Origin of the sequence: Aestuariivivens sediminis (assembly GCF_022662105.1) — a bacterium.
GTDB lineage: Bacteria > Bacteroidota > Bacteroidia > Flavobacteriales > Flavobacteriaceae > Aestuariivivens > Aestuariivivens sediminis.
On the sequence record NZ_JAKMCP010000002.1, the window covers coordinates 144686 to 163109 of the forward strand.

General features: G+C 40.5%; 12 protein-coding genes. 10 read left to right on the forward strand and 2 right to left on the reverse strand.

Annotation, left to right across the window (positions count from 1 at the left end; genetic code table 11):
* Positions 1-26 precede the first annotated feature (26 nt).
* The 10 genes from MR054_RS05075 to MR054_RS05120 all read left to right on the forward strand — a co-directional run bounded on the left by MR054_RS05075 (position 27) and on the right by MR054_RS05120 (position 14572).
* Entirely contained in the window at positions 27-1751 is a 1725-nt protein-coding gene (locus MR054_RS05075) for a GMC oxidoreductase (protein ID WP_242156730.1), read from the forward strand.
* A 10-nt stretch (positions 1752-1761) separates the two neighbouring features.
* A complete protein-coding gene (locus tag MR054_RS05080) occupies positions 1762-2361 on the forward strand; it encodes a gluconate 2-dehydrogenase subunit 3 family protein (RefSeq protein ID WP_242156732.1) in 600 nt (199 codons plus the stop codon).
* A gap of 15 nt (positions 2362-2376) precedes the next feature.
* A complete protein-coding gene (locus tag MR054_RS05085) occupies positions 2377-3171 on the forward strand; it encodes a 3-keto-disaccharide hydrolase (RefSeq protein ID WP_242156734.1) in 795 nt (264 codons plus the stop codon).
* A gap of 4 nt (positions 3172-3175) precedes the next feature.
* Entirely contained in the window at positions 3176-4132 is a 957-nt protein-coding gene (locus MR054_RS05090; protein ID WP_242156749.1) for a formylglycine-generating enzyme family protein, read from the forward strand.
* Positions 4133-4271: 139 nt separating this feature from the next.
* Positions 4272-5600 (forward strand): Gfo/Idh/MocA family protein, encoded by a 1329-nt coding sequence (locus MR054_RS05095; protein ID WP_242156750.1) that lies wholly within the window; start codon positions 4272-4274, stop codon positions 5598-5600.
* 12 nt (positions 5601-5612) lie between these two features.
* The gene (locus tag MR054_RS05100; protein WP_242156752.1) at positions 5613-6533 is read left to right on the forward strand and encodes a hydroxypyruvate isomerase family protein; all 921 of its coding nucleotides are present in this window, start codon (positions 5613-5615) and stop codon (positions 6531-6533) included.
* A 13-nt stretch (positions 6534-6546) separates the two neighbouring features.
* Positions 6547-7986, forward strand: a complete 1440-nt coding sequence (locus MR054_RS05105) for a Gfo/Idh/MocA family protein (RefSeq protein ID WP_242156754.1) — start codon at positions 6547-6549, stop codon at positions 7984-7986.
* A 14-nt stretch (positions 7987-8000) separates the two neighbouring features.
* Positions 8001-8360: a transmembrane 220 family protein gene (locus MR054_RS05110; protein WP_242156756.1), complete on the forward strand. Its 360-nt coding sequence runs from the start codon at positions 8001-8003 to the stop codon at positions 8358-8360.
* Between the two features lie 36 nt (positions 8361-8396).
* On the forward strand, positions 8397-11204 hold the full coding sequence (locus MR054_RS05115; protein ID WP_242156758.1) for a TonB-dependent receptor: 2808 nt from the start codon (positions 8397-8399) through the stop codon (positions 11202-11204).
* Between the two features lie 5 nt (positions 11205-11209).
* On the forward strand, positions 11210-14572 hold the full coding sequence (locus MR054_RS05120; RefSeq protein ID WP_242156760.1) for a ThuA domain-containing protein: 3363 nt from the start codon (positions 11210-11212) through the stop codon (positions 14570-14572).
* Here the strand turns inward: MR054_RS05120 and MR054_RS05125 are convergent.
* Together MR054_RS05125 and MR054_RS05130 are read right to left on the reverse strand one after the other, a co-directional pair.
* Complete coding sequence (locus MR054_RS05125) at positions 14569-16497, reverse strand: auracyanin family protein (RefSeq protein ID WP_242156762.1); 1929 nt, start codon at positions 16495-16497, stop codon at positions 14569-14571. The two genes, MR054_RS05120 and MR054_RS05125, sit on opposite strands and share 4 nt — an antisense overlap.
* A 5-nt stretch (positions 16498-16502) precedes the next feature.
* Positions 16503-18389, reverse strand: coding sequence for a 3-keto-disaccharide hydrolase (locus tag MR054_RS05130; protein WP_242156764.1), 1887 nt, complete (start codon positions 18387-18389; stop codon positions 16503-16505).
* Between the last annotated feature and the right edge of the window lie 35 nt (positions 18390-18424).

Here is an 18424-nt window from a genome sequence, read left to right on the forward strand (position 1 = left end):
TAAAATTTCCGTTTAAATCCTTTTAAATGAATTCATCCTGTTTAGACCCATCTAAAGAATCTTTTGACGCAATCGTTGTAGGAACTGGTATTTCAGGTGGTTGGGCTGCCAAAGAACTTTGTGAAAAAGGGTTAAAGACTCTTGTTCTTGACCGTGGCCGAATGATAAAGCACATTGAAGATTACCCTACCGCTCACCTGGATCCATGGGATATGCCCAATGGTGGAGAGCCCACAAGAGAGACCAAAAAAAGAATGTATAAACAGCATAGAACAGGTTATGTGACTAAGGAATATCGCAAGCATTTTTTTGTTGATGATTTAAAACATCCGTACAATGAGGACCGCCGTTTCGACTGGATTAGAGGCTATCATGTAGGAGGGCGTTCCCTGATGTGGGGAAGACAGAGTTATCGTTTAAGTGATTTTGATTTTAATGCCAACAAGGAAGATGGTATTGGTATAGATTGGCCCATTCGATATAAAGACATTGCGCCATGGTATGACTATGTTGAAGAATTTATTGGGGTTAGTGGTGAAAACCTGGGATTAAAACAGTTGCCAGATGGAAAATTTTTAAAACCCATGAACCTCAACTGTGTTGAAAAACATTTAAAATCCAAAATCTCCGAACATTTTGAAGATGGAAGACTCCTTACTATTGGTCGTGTGGCCCATATTACGGAAGGTACAAAACCGGGTTTAGGCAGAAGTACGTGTCAATATCGCAATAGGTGTATGCGTGGTTGCCCTTATGGTGCCTATTTTAGCAGTAACTCCTCCACCCTTCCCACAGCAGAAGCTACAGGTAATATGACCTTACGACCCAATGCCATTGTGTATGAAGTCGTTTATGACGACACCAAAAAACAAGCTACCGGTGTTAGGATAATCGATGCAGAAACGAAAGAAAAAACGGAATATAAAGCGAAAATCATATTTTTATGCGCTTCGGCTATTGCCTCAACTTCAATTTTGTTACAATCTAAATCGGATCGGTTTCCCAATGGGTTAGGTAATGACAGTGGCGAACTGGGGCATAATATTATGGACCATCATTTTCATGTTGGTGCAAAGGCAAAAACCAATCTTTTTAATGATAAATATGTTAAAGGACGACGGGCGAATGGTATATACATTCCCAGATTTAGGAATTTAGGAGGGAAAACTAATGTTAAGGAATTTAAAAGAGGTTACGGCTATCAGGGAGGTGCAACCAGGTTGAAAGCATCTGAATTAGTTGCCGAATTGAAGTATGGTCCAGAGCTCAAAGAAGCCATTTTAAAACCCGGAGAATGGAATGTTATCTTGTCGGCTTTTGGAGAAACCTTGCCTGACCATAATAACAGAATGTATTTAGATTACGACAAGCTGGATGACTGGGGCCTGCCAACCGTAACTTTTGATGCCGATTTTGGTGAAAACGAGCTTGCTATGCGTAAGGATATGCAGGAACAGGCCATAAAAATGTTAGAATCAGCAGGATTTCAGGATGTTGAAGGCTTTGATGATGTAGAAAGTAGAGCAATGGGCTTAGGCATTCATGAAATGGGTACAGCTAGAATGGGTCGAGACCCCAAATCATCTGTATTAAATGAAAATAACCAAATACATGCCTGTACTAATGTTTATGTTACCGACGGATCTTTTATGACCTCCGCAGGATGCCAAAATCCTTCATTAACTTATATGGCATTTACGGCAAGAGCAGCAAATCATGCTGCAGAACAGCTTAAAAAAAATAACGCTTAATTGTTTTCAAATGAAACGGAGAGAAGCTTTAAAAAACATGGGCATATCAACCGCCTTTTTTCTTGCAACACCTGCTGTAATTAATTTAATGCAAAGTTGTACAAGTGATACCAATTCTTGGATTCCAGAGTTCTTGACGGAAGAGGAGGGCGTTATCTTAAGTAACTTAGTTGATGTTATTTTGCCTAAAACGGAGGATTTACCATCGGCTTTAGAACTCAATGTACCACAATTCATTGATAAATACATGAATGAAGTTTTTGATGATGAAAGTCAAGTGCATTGTAAATCAGGCATGGCTAAAATATTAGACCTTTTAAAACCAGACCAGGAATACCCAGTCAATAAGTTAACACCACATGATTACAGAAACCTTCTGGATAATTACATGCTCATTAATGGCGAAAAGGATCAGGAAAGAGAATCAGTTCCGGAATCGTTGGCACCTACCACCTCAGAATTTTTGAACAGTATCAAATGGATGACCATTAATGCTTACAAGACCACCGAGTACATTAGTGAACACGTATTGGCATACGACCCTATACCCGGTGCTTACTATTGTGGTGATTTAAACGAGTTAACGGGAGGAAAATCATGGTCTTTGTAATCACTTTAACGGCTTATGCATCATAAATTACAAACCACTTCGCCCCTAATTTTATTATTTTGTTTAGCGGTATTTATAAGTTGCCAGAACAAGTCGAAGCAACACACTGAAAACTGGAAATCATTATTTAACGGTAAGGATCTAAACGATTGGGTGGTAAAAATTAAAGGCCATCCATTAGGTGACAATTACAACAACACTTTTGTGGTTGAAGAGGGCGTTTTGAAGGTAAATTACAAAGCATATGACTCTTTCAACAACTCCTTTGGACACATTTATTATAAAACCCCCTTTAGTAATTACAAATTTAGAATGCAATACAGGTTTACCGGAGACCAAGTTGCAGGTGGTGCTGGTTGGGCAAGAAGGAATAGTGGCATTATGATTCATTGTGAAGACCCAAAAAACATCGGACTGGACCAGGATTTTCCGGTTTCGATTGAAGTACAACTTTTAGGAGGTTTAGATTCTGGTGAGCGCCCAACTGGAAATTTGTGTACCCCGGGTACCCATGTGGTCATAAACAATGAATTGTACACGTCCCATTGTATTAATTCTTCATCAAAAACATATCATGGAGACCAATGGGTAAAGGTGGAAGTCGAAGTACGAAACGATTCCATAATCAAACATTTTATAAATGGTGAAAACGTTCTACAGTATTCAAAACCCCAAATTGGAGGCCCTGTGGATTATAACGTTGAGTTTTGGAAAAGCCAGGAAGGGACTCCCTTAAAAAAAGGGTTCATTTCCTTACAAAGTGAAAGCCATCCTGTTGAATTTAAAAATATAGAGATTTTAGAACTTTAACCGAATGAAGCTTATATATTATTTTAAACTTGGTGTTATTTTATTGTTTGGTTTAAAAACAAATAGTGTTTATCCACAAAGCTTTAAAGCCTATTCTCAATTGGTCGATGGAGCATCTATTTCCATTGATATGGTGCCCATAACGGGAGGGCATTTTACTATGGGAAATGATGCGGGAAACGCGGATGAGCAGCCTGGTCATGATGTCGTGGTTGACGATTTTTACATAGGCAAATACGAAATTACCTGGGAACAATATGATGCTTTTGTTTATGCCAACTTTGATTCTTCACAATTTCAGGACCGCTCCAAACTGGAGACTTTGGGCATTGATGCCGTTTCTGGTGCTACACCGCCTTATGTCGATATGAGCTTTAATATGGGAAAAGGACATGCTCCTGCAGTCAATATGACCCAGTATGCCGCTCTAATGTACTGTAAATGGTTAACCTCAAAGACGGGTATATTTTATCGTTTACCAACTGAGGCAGAATGGGAATATGTATGTAAAACAGGTAACACCGATAAAAAAGGGGATAGTCTAACGGCGGTTGCCTGGTATAAGGAAAACAGTCAAGGGAAGTATGAAAAAACAGGTCAAAAAAAGGCTAATGATTTAGGAGTTTTTGATTTATTGGGTAACGTCTCAGAATGGGTTTTGGATCAGTATGATCCGAATTATTATCAAGTTTCCAAAGAAAATAATCCGTGGAATATCCCTACCAAACTATACCCACGGGTATTACGAGGAGGGTCTTGGAAAGACACCGCCGATAAAGTCTGTTGCACCTCAAGACAACAATCAAACCCCAAATGGAAACGAAGAGACCCCCAAATACCCAAAAGTTATTGGTGGCATACCGATGCCCCCTTTATTGGATTTAGGGTGGTTAGACCAAGGGAACAGCCATCAAAACAAGACATTAAAACCTATTGGCTTGAGGCCATGGTAGACTTTTAACCTTAATTTAGCACCTTATATAAAACAATGGATTTAACTTTACTTAAATTTGATCGGCATCACTGAATTTTAATCAGTGAATCTAAAACGAACAAACAACTAAACCAACCCATACAAAAAAGGCATTAAAACAATTATTATGGAACACAAAAAAATATCAAGACGTCATTTTGTAAAAGAGTCTTCCCTGGTGACCGGCAGCATTCTACTTGGGCCTTCTCTTTTTGCTTCTCCCCCTTCTTCAATTAAAAATGAAAAAATGCTAAAATTAGCTGTTATTGGTTGTGGAGGACGAGGTACTGGTGCCGTTGTTCAAGCTCTTAAAGCAGATGACCATGTAAAATTAGTAGCCATGGCGGATGCCTTTGAAGATCAAATTGAAGCCTCCTACACCAATCTGTCCCAGTTATTTGATAGTAGTCGTATCCCTTTAAAACCCAAACATAAGTTTGTTGGTTTTGGATCTTACAAAAAAGCTATTGACGAGGCAGACGTTGTTATTTTAGCAACGCCTCCGGGGTTCAGGCCACAACATTTCGAATACGCCATAGAACAAGGCAAGCACGTGTTCATGGAAAAACCGGTGGCCACAGACGTTACAGGCATTAAAAAAGTGCTGGATACCGCCAAAAAAGCAAAAGAGAAAAAGCTAAATGTAGTAGTTGGGTTGCAGAGACGTTATCAAGCGGAGTATTTAGAAATGCATAAACGGATCAAAAATGGCGATTTGGGTCAAATAATATCTGGCCAGGTGTATTGGAACAGCGCCGGTGTATGGGTACGTCAAAGAACGGAAACCATGACGGAAATGGAGTACCAAATGCGTAATTGGTACTATTTTAATTGGCTATGTGGCGATCATATATTGGAACAACATATTCATAACATTGATGTGGCCAATTGGTTTATAGGTGAACATCCTGTTAAGGCTCAAGGTATGGGTGGAAGGGAAGTGAGAAATGGCAAGGATCACGGTCAAATATTTGATCATCATTTTGTGGAATTCACCTATCCCAGTGGTGCGGTGATTTCCAGTCAGTGCAGGCACCAACCCGGTTGTTTTAGCCAGGTATCAGAAAGGTTTCAAGGCACATTAGGAACCTCATACAATGGCGGAGGCAATTCGGCCCTATTAAAATCCCATTCAGGCAATACCCTGTACCAACATGATGGTGAGCATGATGAAAATCCCTATCAGGTGGAGCACAATCGTCTTTTTGCAGCTATTAGAAATAAATCGGAAGTCATTAACGATGCCAATTATGCTGCCGAAAGCACCATGACGGCCATAATTGGACGTATGGCCACCTATTCTGGAAAAGAAATATTCTGGGATGCCGCCATGAATTCCAATTTGGAATTGGTCCCCAACGAGGATCTACTCGATTTTAAGGCGATACCCCCCGTTGTTCCTGATGAACAGGGAGCATATCCTATTCCGATTCCGGGTCAAACTACATTTTATTAAAAATCAACTATTTTGGAAAGAAGAGCATTCATAAAAAAAACAACAGCAGCAACATCGGCATTAGGCCTGTCATTTTCCAGTTTGCAGGCCCTGGATTTTATTAAAAGTACGACAGGGCACACCTTTAATTTAAAATATGCCCCTCATTTGGACATGTTTAAACATCTTGCCGGCAATGACCCGATAGATCAATTAAATTTTATGGCAGATCAAGGGTTTACGGCATTCGAGGATAATAACATGAAAAGTCGTTCATTGGAACTCCAGGAAAGTATGGCCAAAACCATGGTCAACAGAAACATGACCATGGGGGTATTTGTAGCCCATAAAATTTACTGGAAAGAACCCAATCTAGCCAGTGGGGACCTCTCCATGCGCGAAGCGTTTTTAAAGGAGATTAAATCTTCGGTAGAAGTGGCCAAACGGGTTAATGCAAAATGGATGACCGTGGTTCCGGGACATGTCGATTTGAGACAGAACATGAACTACCAAACCCAGCATGTTATTGAATCCCTGAAACAAGCCTCAGCTATTTTGGAACCCCATAACCTTACCATGGTTCTGGAACCATTAAATTTCAGAAACCATCCGGGACTCTTTTTAAGTCAATCCCCACAAGCCTACCAAATCTGCAAAGCAGTTAACTCCCCTGCGTGTAAAATACTATTCGATATTTACCATCAACAAATTCAAGAAGGCAATTTAATTCCAAATATAGAGCAATGTTGGGACGAAATTGCTTATTTTCAAATTGGTGATAATCCGGGACGTCATGAACCTACCACAGGAGAAATAAATTATAAAAACGTGTTTAAATTTATTCACTCCAAAGGATATAATGGTATTTTAGGTATGGAACACGGGAATTCCGTAGAAGGTAGAGCAGGTGAACTTAAGGTGATTGAAGCCTATAAGGATACAGATAATTTTTAGAAAGGTTTAAACAATGAAAACAAATCATATTCCTAATAGCAGAAGAAAATTCATAAAAGCAACGACCTTGACTGGTTTGGGAATTTCAATTATCCCCAGACATGTTATGGGTAAAGGTTTTGTCCCTCCCAGTGATAAATTAAATATTGCAATTGTTGGTGGTGGTGGTAAAGGCTATTCAGATGCAATGAATGTCTGGAATAATAATGCTTCGAACATTGTTGCCATTTGTGATGTTGATTGGAACCAATCCAAAAAATTGATGGATCAATTTCCTAAGGCTGCCAAATACAAGGATTTTAGAAAATTATTTGATACGCAAAAAGACATCGATGCCGTAACCGTGTCCACGCCAGACCATACCCATGCCGTAATTGCAATGGCCGCCATCCAATCTGGCAAACATGTGTATGTTCAAAAACCACTTACCCATAGTATTTATGAGGCCAGAAAACTTACAGAAGCGGCGAATGTGCATAAGGTGGTTACTCAAATGGGTAATCAGGGGGCTTCAGGAAAAGGCGTTCAACAAATGATTCAATGGTTTGACGATGGCCTTATTGGTTCCGTTCATCAAGTTCATGTATGGACTAACAGACCCGTTTGGCCTCAAGGTATAGCCACACCCACGGAAAAATTAAGCCTACTGGAAGGATTGGACTGGAATACCTGGGTTGGTCCTGCACAATGGGTAGATTACCATCCGCTATATCATCCCTTTAAATGGCGCGGCTGGTGGAATTTTGGTACCGGTGCTTTGGGCGATATGGGCTGTCATTTAATGGATCCTCCTTATAGGGTATTAGGACTGGGTTACCCCACTGAAGTTGAAAGTAGTGTAGGTGCCATTTTCAAAAAAGATTGGACCCCGGAGTATTTGCCGGAATCTTGCCCGCCCTCATCCAGAACACAATTAAAGTTTTCTGCTACAAATAAAAATAACTCTGAGGTCTTACTCACCTGGTCCGACGGTGGTATCCGTCCGTTCCATCCGGACCTGATTCCCCCAGATCATCCTATAGGTGATAACGACAGCAATAACGGCGTTATTATGATAGGTGAAAAAGGCATCATGACCTGCGGTGTCTATGGTAGGGTACCTAAAGTGTATTTAAACAATGGTGATCGATTAACCTTTGATGATTCAGAAGAAAACACCTTGCCCGAAAACGGGCATCATATGGCATGGGTGGAAGCCTGTAAAGCAGGTTATGGAACCTCCAAACATGACGCATTGACCTCTTCATTTAGTTATGCCGGACCCTTAACGGAAAGTGTTTTAATGGGTAATCTGGCTATACGGAGTTATAATTTGAGACAACCTAAAGGTAAAGGATTTGAATACCCCGGTAGAAAAAAATTGCTTTGGGATGGTGAGAACATGAAAATTACCAATTTTGAGGAAGCCAATCAATTTGTAAAACGGGACTATAGAGAGGGCTGGTCATTGTAAATTTCCTGATACCTATGTTAAAGATTGTCAATTATACCCTATTTGTGATATTTGTCTGTTTTGCACTACTGCAGTTAAATGATCCTGATGGTTGGATTTGGTTTTTTATTTATTTCCTTGTTGCAGCGATATGTTTATTACAAAATTTCATATCCATTCCCAGATTTGTTTTGGTGATCGTTGGTATGGGATTGCTGGCTTATGCGGCTTTTCATATTTCTTTATTCCTTGACTATTTAAAAACAGAACATAAGAAGGAAATTTTTGGAGCTATGGTTTATGAAAAACCCTATTTGGAAGGAACCAGAGAATTTATTGGACTTCTCATCGCTGCAGCTGCTATTTTGTATCAAACAAAATCCAGTAAAAGTTAAAAATTGTGTAAACCCATCCGTTCACTTATGTTTAAAATGACAAAGCTTTTCATATTTATTATACTCTTTTCTTATTGTAATATCATATATTCCCAATACACTATTAGCGGAACCGTAAAAGACCTTGACGGGAATTATTTGGATAAAGTTAATGTGAGATTAACACCCATGGATTTGAATACAATCACTAATTCCAATGGCACTTTCACCTTGACAGATATTCCTTCAGGCGAATACTTCATATCCTTTTCCCACCTTGGTTTTAAAACCGCTAATCAAAGCATAAAACTGATGCAGGACGAGTTAAATCTTTCTGTTGTGCTGGAGAATGATTTATTAAACCTAAAAACCATTGTTGTAACGGGTACTTTCGATCCCAGAACTCCGTTCGACTCCAATACGTCTACAAGTCAGCTTCAAAGTGAAGCACTTCAGCAATTTTATCCACAAGGCACGGCCAGTCTGCTACAAAACATTCCTGGAACCTTTACCGATGCTTCCGCTGGTGAAGTATATACCAAAGTGTATACCAGAGGGGTTTCGGCTTCAGCAGAAGATGATATGGGTTGGTATTATGTTTCCCTTCAAGAAGATGGCCTACCGGTAAGTCTCGTACAGCATTCGTATTATAGTCCGGACCTTTTTCATCGTATGGATTTAACCGTAAAAAAGGTAGAGGCCATTAGAGGCGGCAGTTCTTCAATAACAGCTTTAAATGCTCCGGGAGGTATCTATAATTTTATGTCGCATGATGTTAGAAATAGCTTTGGCGGAGACATTCAATTTTCTGGTGGCGCTCAAGGCAATGATAACTTCCTATATAGAGTTGACGGGAACATTGGTAGTCCTCTGGGTAACCATTGGTTTATGAATGCTGGTGGGCATTACCGTAAGGATGATGGTGCCAGGAATATAGATTTTACATTCAGCAAAGGCGGACAATTTAAATTCAATGTTGTAAAAAAATATGAAAGAGGTCATCTTAAGTTCTATGGAAAATGGCTTGATGACTACACCAACAGATGGACGGGAGTTGCAGCCACAAATTGGGACAATCCAACACCTGCATTCGGTCAAAACTTTAGTTCAACTTCACTTTTAATGCCCGGTTACGAGGCTTCTATTCCCGATGCCAGACATCTTGATAAAAGTAAATCAAATGTCTTCGATCCCTCAAAAGGTGTTCATGCCAGAGATTTGGCATTTGGTGTCGACTTTTTACAAGATTTCGGTGATAATTTAACAGTGACTAACCGATTTAAATTTTCCTCTAAAAATGCCAACTGGCAGACCTCCATAAGCAATGCCTATGTGTCATTAAGTGATCCAACAGCCTATTTCGTTAGCGGTGCAGATTTTCCCATTGGACAGGTCGTTTTTAAAGATGCCCGAACCGGAATGGAACTTGCCCGGGTTGACAACAGTGGTATATTAGCCGGACAATCTGCTCAATATTTAGGAAACGGCACTTTGCCGAATGATGCCATTATGGGAACCTCGGCATGGTATAAAGACATGGCGGCAGATGAATGGATGAACCAATTAACCGTGAGAAAGCAATTCACAAGTCATGATATGACCACAGGCCTGACTTTAGGATTTTCAAATCCATCATTATTTACACAAGGCAGTTTTGCCTATGTAACCTATGAACCTAATCCAAAAATGCTTCAAGTCTCTCTTGAAAACCCGGGAGCTCCCGAAATTCAATTATCCGATTCAAATGGTGTCAGTAACTATGGGGGATTATTTTTTGTAAATGCCAATGCCAAGGTTAGTCAATTTGCAACTTTTCTGAATGACAGGTGGACCTTATCAAAGACCATCCGCCTGGATTTAGGGCTACGCTATGAAACCATCAAGCACAACGGGGATAAGGACCGATACAGTCCCTATTCTCAAGATGGTGGACTGGACGGGAATCGTAATACAGCTTACGACAATAGTATCTTAGTACCAACCGGTGAAAAAGATAAATTCGACTATACTTATAAGTACCTCGCCTTTTCTGGTGGCATTAATTATAGATTACACGAAAACGCTGCACTGTTTGGACGGTTTTCAAAAGGACATAAAGCCCCCGAGCTCAATTATTACTTCAATAATTTCGACAATATCCCCATTAATGAAAAAGGTCAAATCCAAAACATTTCTCAATTAGAAATAGGGGTAAAATTTAGTAATAAGGCCGTTTCATTTACAAGCACCTTATTCTGGAGTGAACTTAAAAACATCGGGATTTCTAATTTTGAATATGATCAGGATAATAACACCATTTTTTACACCCCCATACTTTTTAATACCTCGAGAACCTTTGGGTTAGAATGGGAAAGTGCTTATCAACCAGCACCACATTTTTCCTTTCTTTTCAATGGGATTATTCAAAACCCAAAGGCCTCAACATGGAACATTTATGACGCCGCCGGAACCACAGAAACCGATGATGATACCACTATCAACTACTCTGGAAATGTATTGCCTTTTAATCCAAAAATTATGTTTAATCTTAGTGGTAATTATACATCCCATACCCTTTCGGCCTTTTTAAAATGGCAATTCATGGGGAACCGCTATGGTAATGTTTCCAATGGTTTTAAGCTTTCTTCCTATAGCGTTTTTAATGCTGGAACCGGATATAAAATAAGTAACCATATCTCGGCAAGCCTCATTGTAAATAACCTGTTTAACTCTAAAGGGCTGGCCAATTTTTTTGGAGCTAATGCGTTTGGTGCCAACGCCAATGGTGCCACTCCAGAATTTATTGCGGCCAACCCAGAGACCAGTTTTGTGGTTTTTCCTGTTTTACAAAGAAGCGCCTTGCTAAAAATAAATTATAAGATTTAAATAAAATGCCTAATCCAAAGTTTATACAATCCTTATTAATTTACGTGTTACTCATAACATTGACATCATGCAGTATTAAGGAGAAAAAAATACTGGTCTTTAGTAAAACCGTTGAACACAGACACAGTTCTATCGAAACAGGTATAGAGGCTTTGAAACAATTAGGGGAGGCAAATGATTTTAAAGTGATTACTACAGAGGATGACGCCTACTTTGTGGAAGATTCATTAAAACAATATTCGGCTATTGTGTTCTTGAATACAACAGGGGATATTTTAAATGCCGTCCAGCAAGCCGATTTTGAACGATATATGCAAGCGGGAGGAGGATTTGTTGGTGTGCATTCTGCCACCGATACGGAATATGACTGGCCCTGGTATGGCAAACTAGTAGGGGCCTACTTTGTAGACCACCCCGCTGTCCAGGAGGCCACTTTAAAAATCATGGATAAAAACCACCCATCTACCTTCTTTCTAGATGATACCTGGGACAAAGAAGAAGAATGGTATAATTATAAAAATATCAATCCGGATATAAATGTTCTTATAGAAATAGACGAAAACAGCTATGAAGGTGGTGTCCATGGTGATCATCATCCCATTTCATGGTACCATGAGTATGATGGTGGTCGCGCATTCTATACCGAATTGGGGCATAGGGAGGTAACTTTTGAGGACCCTGTTTTTTTAAAGCATCTGCTTGGAGGTATTACATATGCCATTGGAAAAAACAATTTGGATTATAGTAAGGTGACCACTGAAAGGGTTCCTCCTGAAAATCGATTTGTAAAACACGTATTGGATTTTAACCTCAACGAACCTATGGAACTGGATGAGTTACCGGGGGAAGGCATCTTATTCATTGAGCGACGTGGCGCTTTAAAAATGTATGATTTTAAGACCCTTCAAACGAAAACAGTCGCCCAAATTGACTTGTTTTATGGTAACGAAGATGGCTTGCTCGGTTTGGCTGTCGACCCCAATTACGACAAAAACCATTGGATTTATCTTTTTTATTCCGCCCCTGGCGATGATCCTATGCAAATTATATCCAGATTCGATTTAAAAGATGGGATACTAGATATGAATTCTGAAAAAATTCTTCTTAAAGTACCTACTATCAGGGAATGCTGTCACAGTGGCGGTGCACTTGAATTTGGTCCTGATGGAAATTTATTCATTACCCTGGGAGATAATACCAATCCCTTTGAATCTTCCGGATTTGCCCCGATTGACGAACGCGAAGGAAGAGCCTTATGGGATTCTCAAAAGTCGGCAGCAAATACCAACGATTTAAGGGGTAAAATTTTAAGGATAACACCGGAAGACGACGGGTCTTATTCCATCCCTGAAGGAAATCTTTTCCCCATAGGAATGCCAAACACCAGACCGGAAATTTATGCAATGGGTTGCCGAAACCCCTTTAGACCATCGGTAGACAGTAAAACAGGATATCTGTATTGGGGAGATGTTGGACCGGATGCCGGGATAGGAGATCCCAATCGGGGGCCTAAGGGTATGGGCGAAATTGATCAGGCCAAAACGGCAGGGTTTTGGGGGTGGCCTTATACCCGAGGTAATAATCAAGTGTATAACGATTACAATTTTGAAACCCGTGAATCCGGACCTAAGTTCAATCCCGAGCAGCTAGTGAATGACTCTCCCAACAATACCGGATTAAGAGAACTTCCCCCTGCCCAAGAATCATTAATTTGGTATTCCTATGACAGATCAGAAGAATTTCCATGGCTTGGTGTAGGTGGTGTAAACCCCATGGCCGGCCCTATATTTCATGCCGCGGACTACCCTCATGCCGAAGTTCTTTTTCCTTCCTATTTTGAAAATAAACTCATAGTCTACGAATGGATGAGAGATTGGATCCATGTGGTGACCTTGGACGATAACTATAACTACAAAAAGGCTGACCCCTTTATGCCCTCAACCGAGTTTTCACATCCTATGGATATGATTTTCGGATCTGACGGTAAGCTATATCTTTTAGAGTACGGACAAAAATGGAATACCCGGAATTTAGATGCCCGATTGAGTAGTATAACCTATGTGAAAGGAAACCGTAAGCCCATAGCCAAAATAAATACCGACAGAACCGTAGGATCGGCACCATTAACCGTTAATTTTTCCGGATCTGAATCTGTGGATTACGATAATGATAAACTTACGTATGCGTGGACGTTTGATTCTGATACCGTACAATCCACAGAGGTCAATCCCTTATTCACTTTTAACCACCCCGGAATGTATACAGCCAGATTAAACGTAACGGATATCGAAGGCCAAACTGCGACGACTGAAACTAAAATATGGGTCGGTAATGATCCGCCTCAAATAAAAATTGACATCGAACCAAATACCAGGACGTATTGGGATGGCAAAACTGTGAATTACAGGGTATCGGTTATGGACCAACAAGACGGAAATACTAATGATGGAACCTTAGATCGGGAAAAGGTAAAAGTAACCTTGGATTACATTCCTGAAGGTAACGATATCATTAAAGCGACCATAGGACACCAACAAAATATAGTCCCGGAAGGCAGAAAATTAATTGATGAAAGCGATTGTAAAGCGTGCCATGCCACTAATATAAAGGTCAATGGCCCGAGCTATATAGACATATCAAAAAAATATAATGAAGACGATATTGGGTATCTTGTGAGCAAAATCATAAAGGGGGGTACAGGAGTATGGGGTGAATCCATGATGGCAGCACATCCACAACTCACGCCTGAGAACACCAGAAATATGGTAAAATATATTCTGTCTCTTAAACCGGAATACCCCAAGCCTCAGGAAACACTTCCATTACAGGGTACTATTGAATTTAAGGACCATCTTGGGAAAGATAACCCAGGCAGGTATGTATTTATAGCGTCTTATCAAGATAATGGTAGTGATGCCATTCCAGATTCGAGACTATCTGCCCAAGAACAACTTATTTTTAATCCTCCTAAAATCCAGGCAGAGGAGGCTATTGAAAAAAGTGAAGGTCTCGGTAATTGGGATACCGATGGTGAGAACCTTGTCGGTTCTATAGTACATGGTTCCTACTTAAAATTTGATACCATCGAATTAAACCGACTTAAACGTATTAAACTATCGGTATTTTTTGGCAGCAAATATAACTATGAAGGCGATGTGGAGATCCGGGAAGGCACCATTGACGGAAAGCTAATTGGTAAAACGCACATAAACTATTTTAACAATGAAAAAAGTGCGATGAAATACTACGATATCAACATTGCATCCCATGCGGAACAAAACAACCTGGTGGTGCTTTTCAAAAACGAAAAGGATAAAGAACAAAACATAGCAAACGTCAATTGGATTTTATTGGATTATAAGGACTAATCCAAGGCATTAATCCAAGCCGCTATTTTCAACGCCTCCTCTTTTGGGACCTGGGGCATAGGTGCCATAGGAGTAGCATATTCCGGCCAGTTTTTGGGTTGAGGATTATATATAAGCTCAACAATTCTTTCGTTGCTATATTGTCGTTTTGAAATGGATTTAAATGATGGCCCCACAATGCGCTTGTCCTTGCTATGGCATGCCACACAGGTATTGTTCGTTAACAGCGGTTGAATCTCCTCATCAGTTAGCACAACTTCATTTTTGTCCTTTTTCTTTGGTTTTGCTGGTGACTTTTTGACGACTTTCTTATTCGAACTGGATCTTTTGGTTGACAACGCTGTTAAAGGTAATCCATCCCCGTCAGGGATGTGATTTAAGGTATAATAAAATGTTGGATGCAATGTAAGGTGATTTCCCGCTTTAATTTTGACACCATTTAAGGTAATTTCGTGTACATAGTACGGCCTTAAATTATCAATTACAACACGAACTTTTAGCCCATCGTCACTAACCTTAACGCCTTTAATGTGAAGCTCTTGAAGATTTGTTTGCGGACTACCATAAACCGGATGATACTTATAGATATAGCTCTTCCCGATATACGAATCTAAGTCCTCGGCACTGTCTTTATCTACGGGCTGGGTAAACGCGATTTCAAAACCATCCGGCATCGCTTTGACCGTTTTCATTTCAAAAGGCATACGTCCGGTCCAGGTCACAAATTCCAGCCCTGAATTGGTCGTTCCTGCCGACCCCCAGCCTCTATTTGTCTCACCGATAAAAAGATTTCCACTATGGTCAAAATCCATTCGTAACACCCCGGACTGAAATCCAGACCTGAAATCGAAGGCAACACCCTGGTATTCCCCTTTTATCTTTTCCAGCATGACCCGCATGATTTTACTTTGCCCCATATCCCCAACCAGTACCTGGCCCTGAAAAGGACCAAACTTACCCTGAGTATCATCGACTTTGATTTCGGAATTTGAGATCCCTAAAATACCATGAGGTAATATTACTGCCGGCAATTGCAGTTCGGGGAAAGTGGCCTGTGCTTCGTACAGGAAATCCGGATCTTCTTCATTTTGAATATTTTCCGGCTTTATATAGCGTCCGTTCTCCTTTACCTGTCTTTTATCAATTTTACTGTAAAACTGGGGCTCCGTAAGTTTGACAGGAGATTTTTCAAGTGAGGTCCATTTCAATCCTGCAGGATGCCCTGTAAAGACTCCTTTGGACAGGTGCCACAAACCTCCGGAACCAATCCAGTCACCCTGATTATCGGTATAGAACAATTCACCATCTATCAGTCCATATCCTGCAGGGGAACGCATTCCTGTTGCCCAGGGTTCCATTTGTCCGTCTTCCGTAATTCTCATAGTCCAACCCCGCCAAGGAACACGACTTTCTCCACGCCACCACTCTTCATTTCCAAAGGCTACATTAGCCGTCACGAAAAAGGACTGATCCGGCGCTAAAACAGGACCGAACGAATATTCGTGATAATGAGTAGACAATGGCCACGCAAATACGGTTTCATACACATCCGCTATCCTATCGCCATTGGTATCCACTAATTTTGTAAGTTCTCCTCTTTGTGCCGTATATAGAGCTCCCGCTTTGTAAGCCAATCCCAGAGGTTCATGCAGTCCTGATGCAAATTTTATAAAAGTCGGTGAGTATCCATTGGACATGGTTGGGTTTTCTATCAACCACACATCACCCCGTCTCGTACAAACGGCCAAGCTGCCATTTGGAAGCGATAGTACTCCGCCTCCCTCAATAAGAACACCTTCTGGTGTTGGTATGGTCGTGATTCTATAATAATCCTCTTCTTTTGGAATATTTTGAGAAAAGGCATTTTGCAAAATCCCAACACTTAATAAGACTCCCAATATTTTAAAATGTATTATATTCTTCATGACCCTTACCATATTAATTCATATTTAACTAAACTCCCATCAACGGCAATCACCAATTCTGTTTCCCCGTCCACTTCCCTCATAACAGGAACCTGATCGGTAAGTAATTTAATGTAATATTCCCCATTTATGGCATAAGACCCATCAGGTCGTTGCTGTATGATTCCAGAGGCCAGTTTAAAATACCAATTTTGTAAGCCCGTATCAGAAAATCGAACTTCGCGAACCACATGCGTATTGGTACTATTGGGTTCAATTCTGTTTTCAATGTCTACCCCCCTGTATACCTGTTTAAAGACAGGAAGCCGAGTGGTTTCATCAATGACATACCCTTTGGAAATAAATTCCGGAGCATGACCCGTTTCAGGAAACAATGTTTTAGCATCCGAAAGTTGGGCGATGGGTTGATTCAAAAAGGTCCACTGTACAGCGCCCCTTGGTTTAAATGAACCGTCACCCCGCTCATGCCACATGGGTGTGGCATCTACAAAATCACCACGCCACAGGCCAACGAGGTTTCCTGATCCTAAATCATAGATGTAATTTACGCCTTCGGGAGTTCCAACGCCAATGGTATGCGACAGACGTTTCCCATCTCCCCCAAAACTCACAAATGCTCTTAAACATCTTGGTTCGGTATTAGGTTGGACAAAAATTGGCGAAACTGTATTGATCGCCGGTGGATATGAATCATAAGTATGAAACGTGCTCGGGTAAGTCGATGCTGTTCCCACCGTTAACCCCAACCTCGGTGCTCTCCACCCGGCCGATTTAATATTGTTCAGAACAAAATCGTGTTCCCCCTGTGACAATGTTAAAGTGGTGTCCAGCATTTCTTGTCTGTCTGCAGCATTTTTTTGCAAAACAGATACACTATCCATATAAAAGGCAACTCCACCGGTATAACCCAAAGACAGATGATAAAGCCCTTCTTCAGGAATATTTAAGGTGCCGGAAAAGCTAATTCCATAATTATCTTCCTCCCCGGTTAAGTTCACATCAATGAATTGGGTTTGGCCTTCGGTTACAACATCGGCGTCCTGGAGCTCCTCCAATCCTTTAAATTCACCTTTATAAGTCTTATAGGATATTGCAGACATAGATACATCCGATGGCTCTAATAATTGATACTTTATGTTTCTAAAAGCAACCGGGCCATGATCGCCCTGAATGACAAGTGGTCCTTCAGAAACTTCATTCTTCTCGATTGGACTACCGGTATATTGAGGAACCTCGACATTAGTATGTATGACCACTCCATTTAGCACCACTGAAACAAATCTGGCATTGGCCATTTTTTCTCCCTTATCGTTAAATTTTGGAGCCTGAAAATGAATGTTTAGCTTTTGCCACAAACCCGGAGCTTTACATGCATTATGTAATGGTGGAATTCCCCTAAAGATTTTATCTGGATCCGTTTCCCAATTATTATGTATGCCTCCCATATCCGACACTTTGGGATGGATCACGCCCCAACTGTCCTTTAATTGCAGTTCATATCGGCCTTGTAAATAAATTCCCGAATTGGATCCCTTGGGTATCATGACTTCCATGTCCAATTTGATATCTCCATGTTTCCAACGGGTTTCTAATCTGTCTTTTTTTTCTGAATCGTTCATGTTTAGAAGAATTCCAGTACCCGATTTATAGGCAACCGCTTTTGGCCTTTCCTCTACTTCTTTACGCCTTCTTCTTCTTTTTTTGGATTTAGTTTCCTGTTCATGATTTTGCATATCATGAACATCAATAGCTGGGTTTACCAGAACTTCTCCAACCACCTTCCAATTCCCGATCTGCGGTTTAAAATCGTTCAAATTATTAAGTTCCAATAGGTTCTGAGCAAACCCTTGCGCTCCAAAAAAGAATAGGAGCGATAATAGTTGTATTTTCATAAGCGAGAATTTAGCTTGATTTCCAATGGGATACC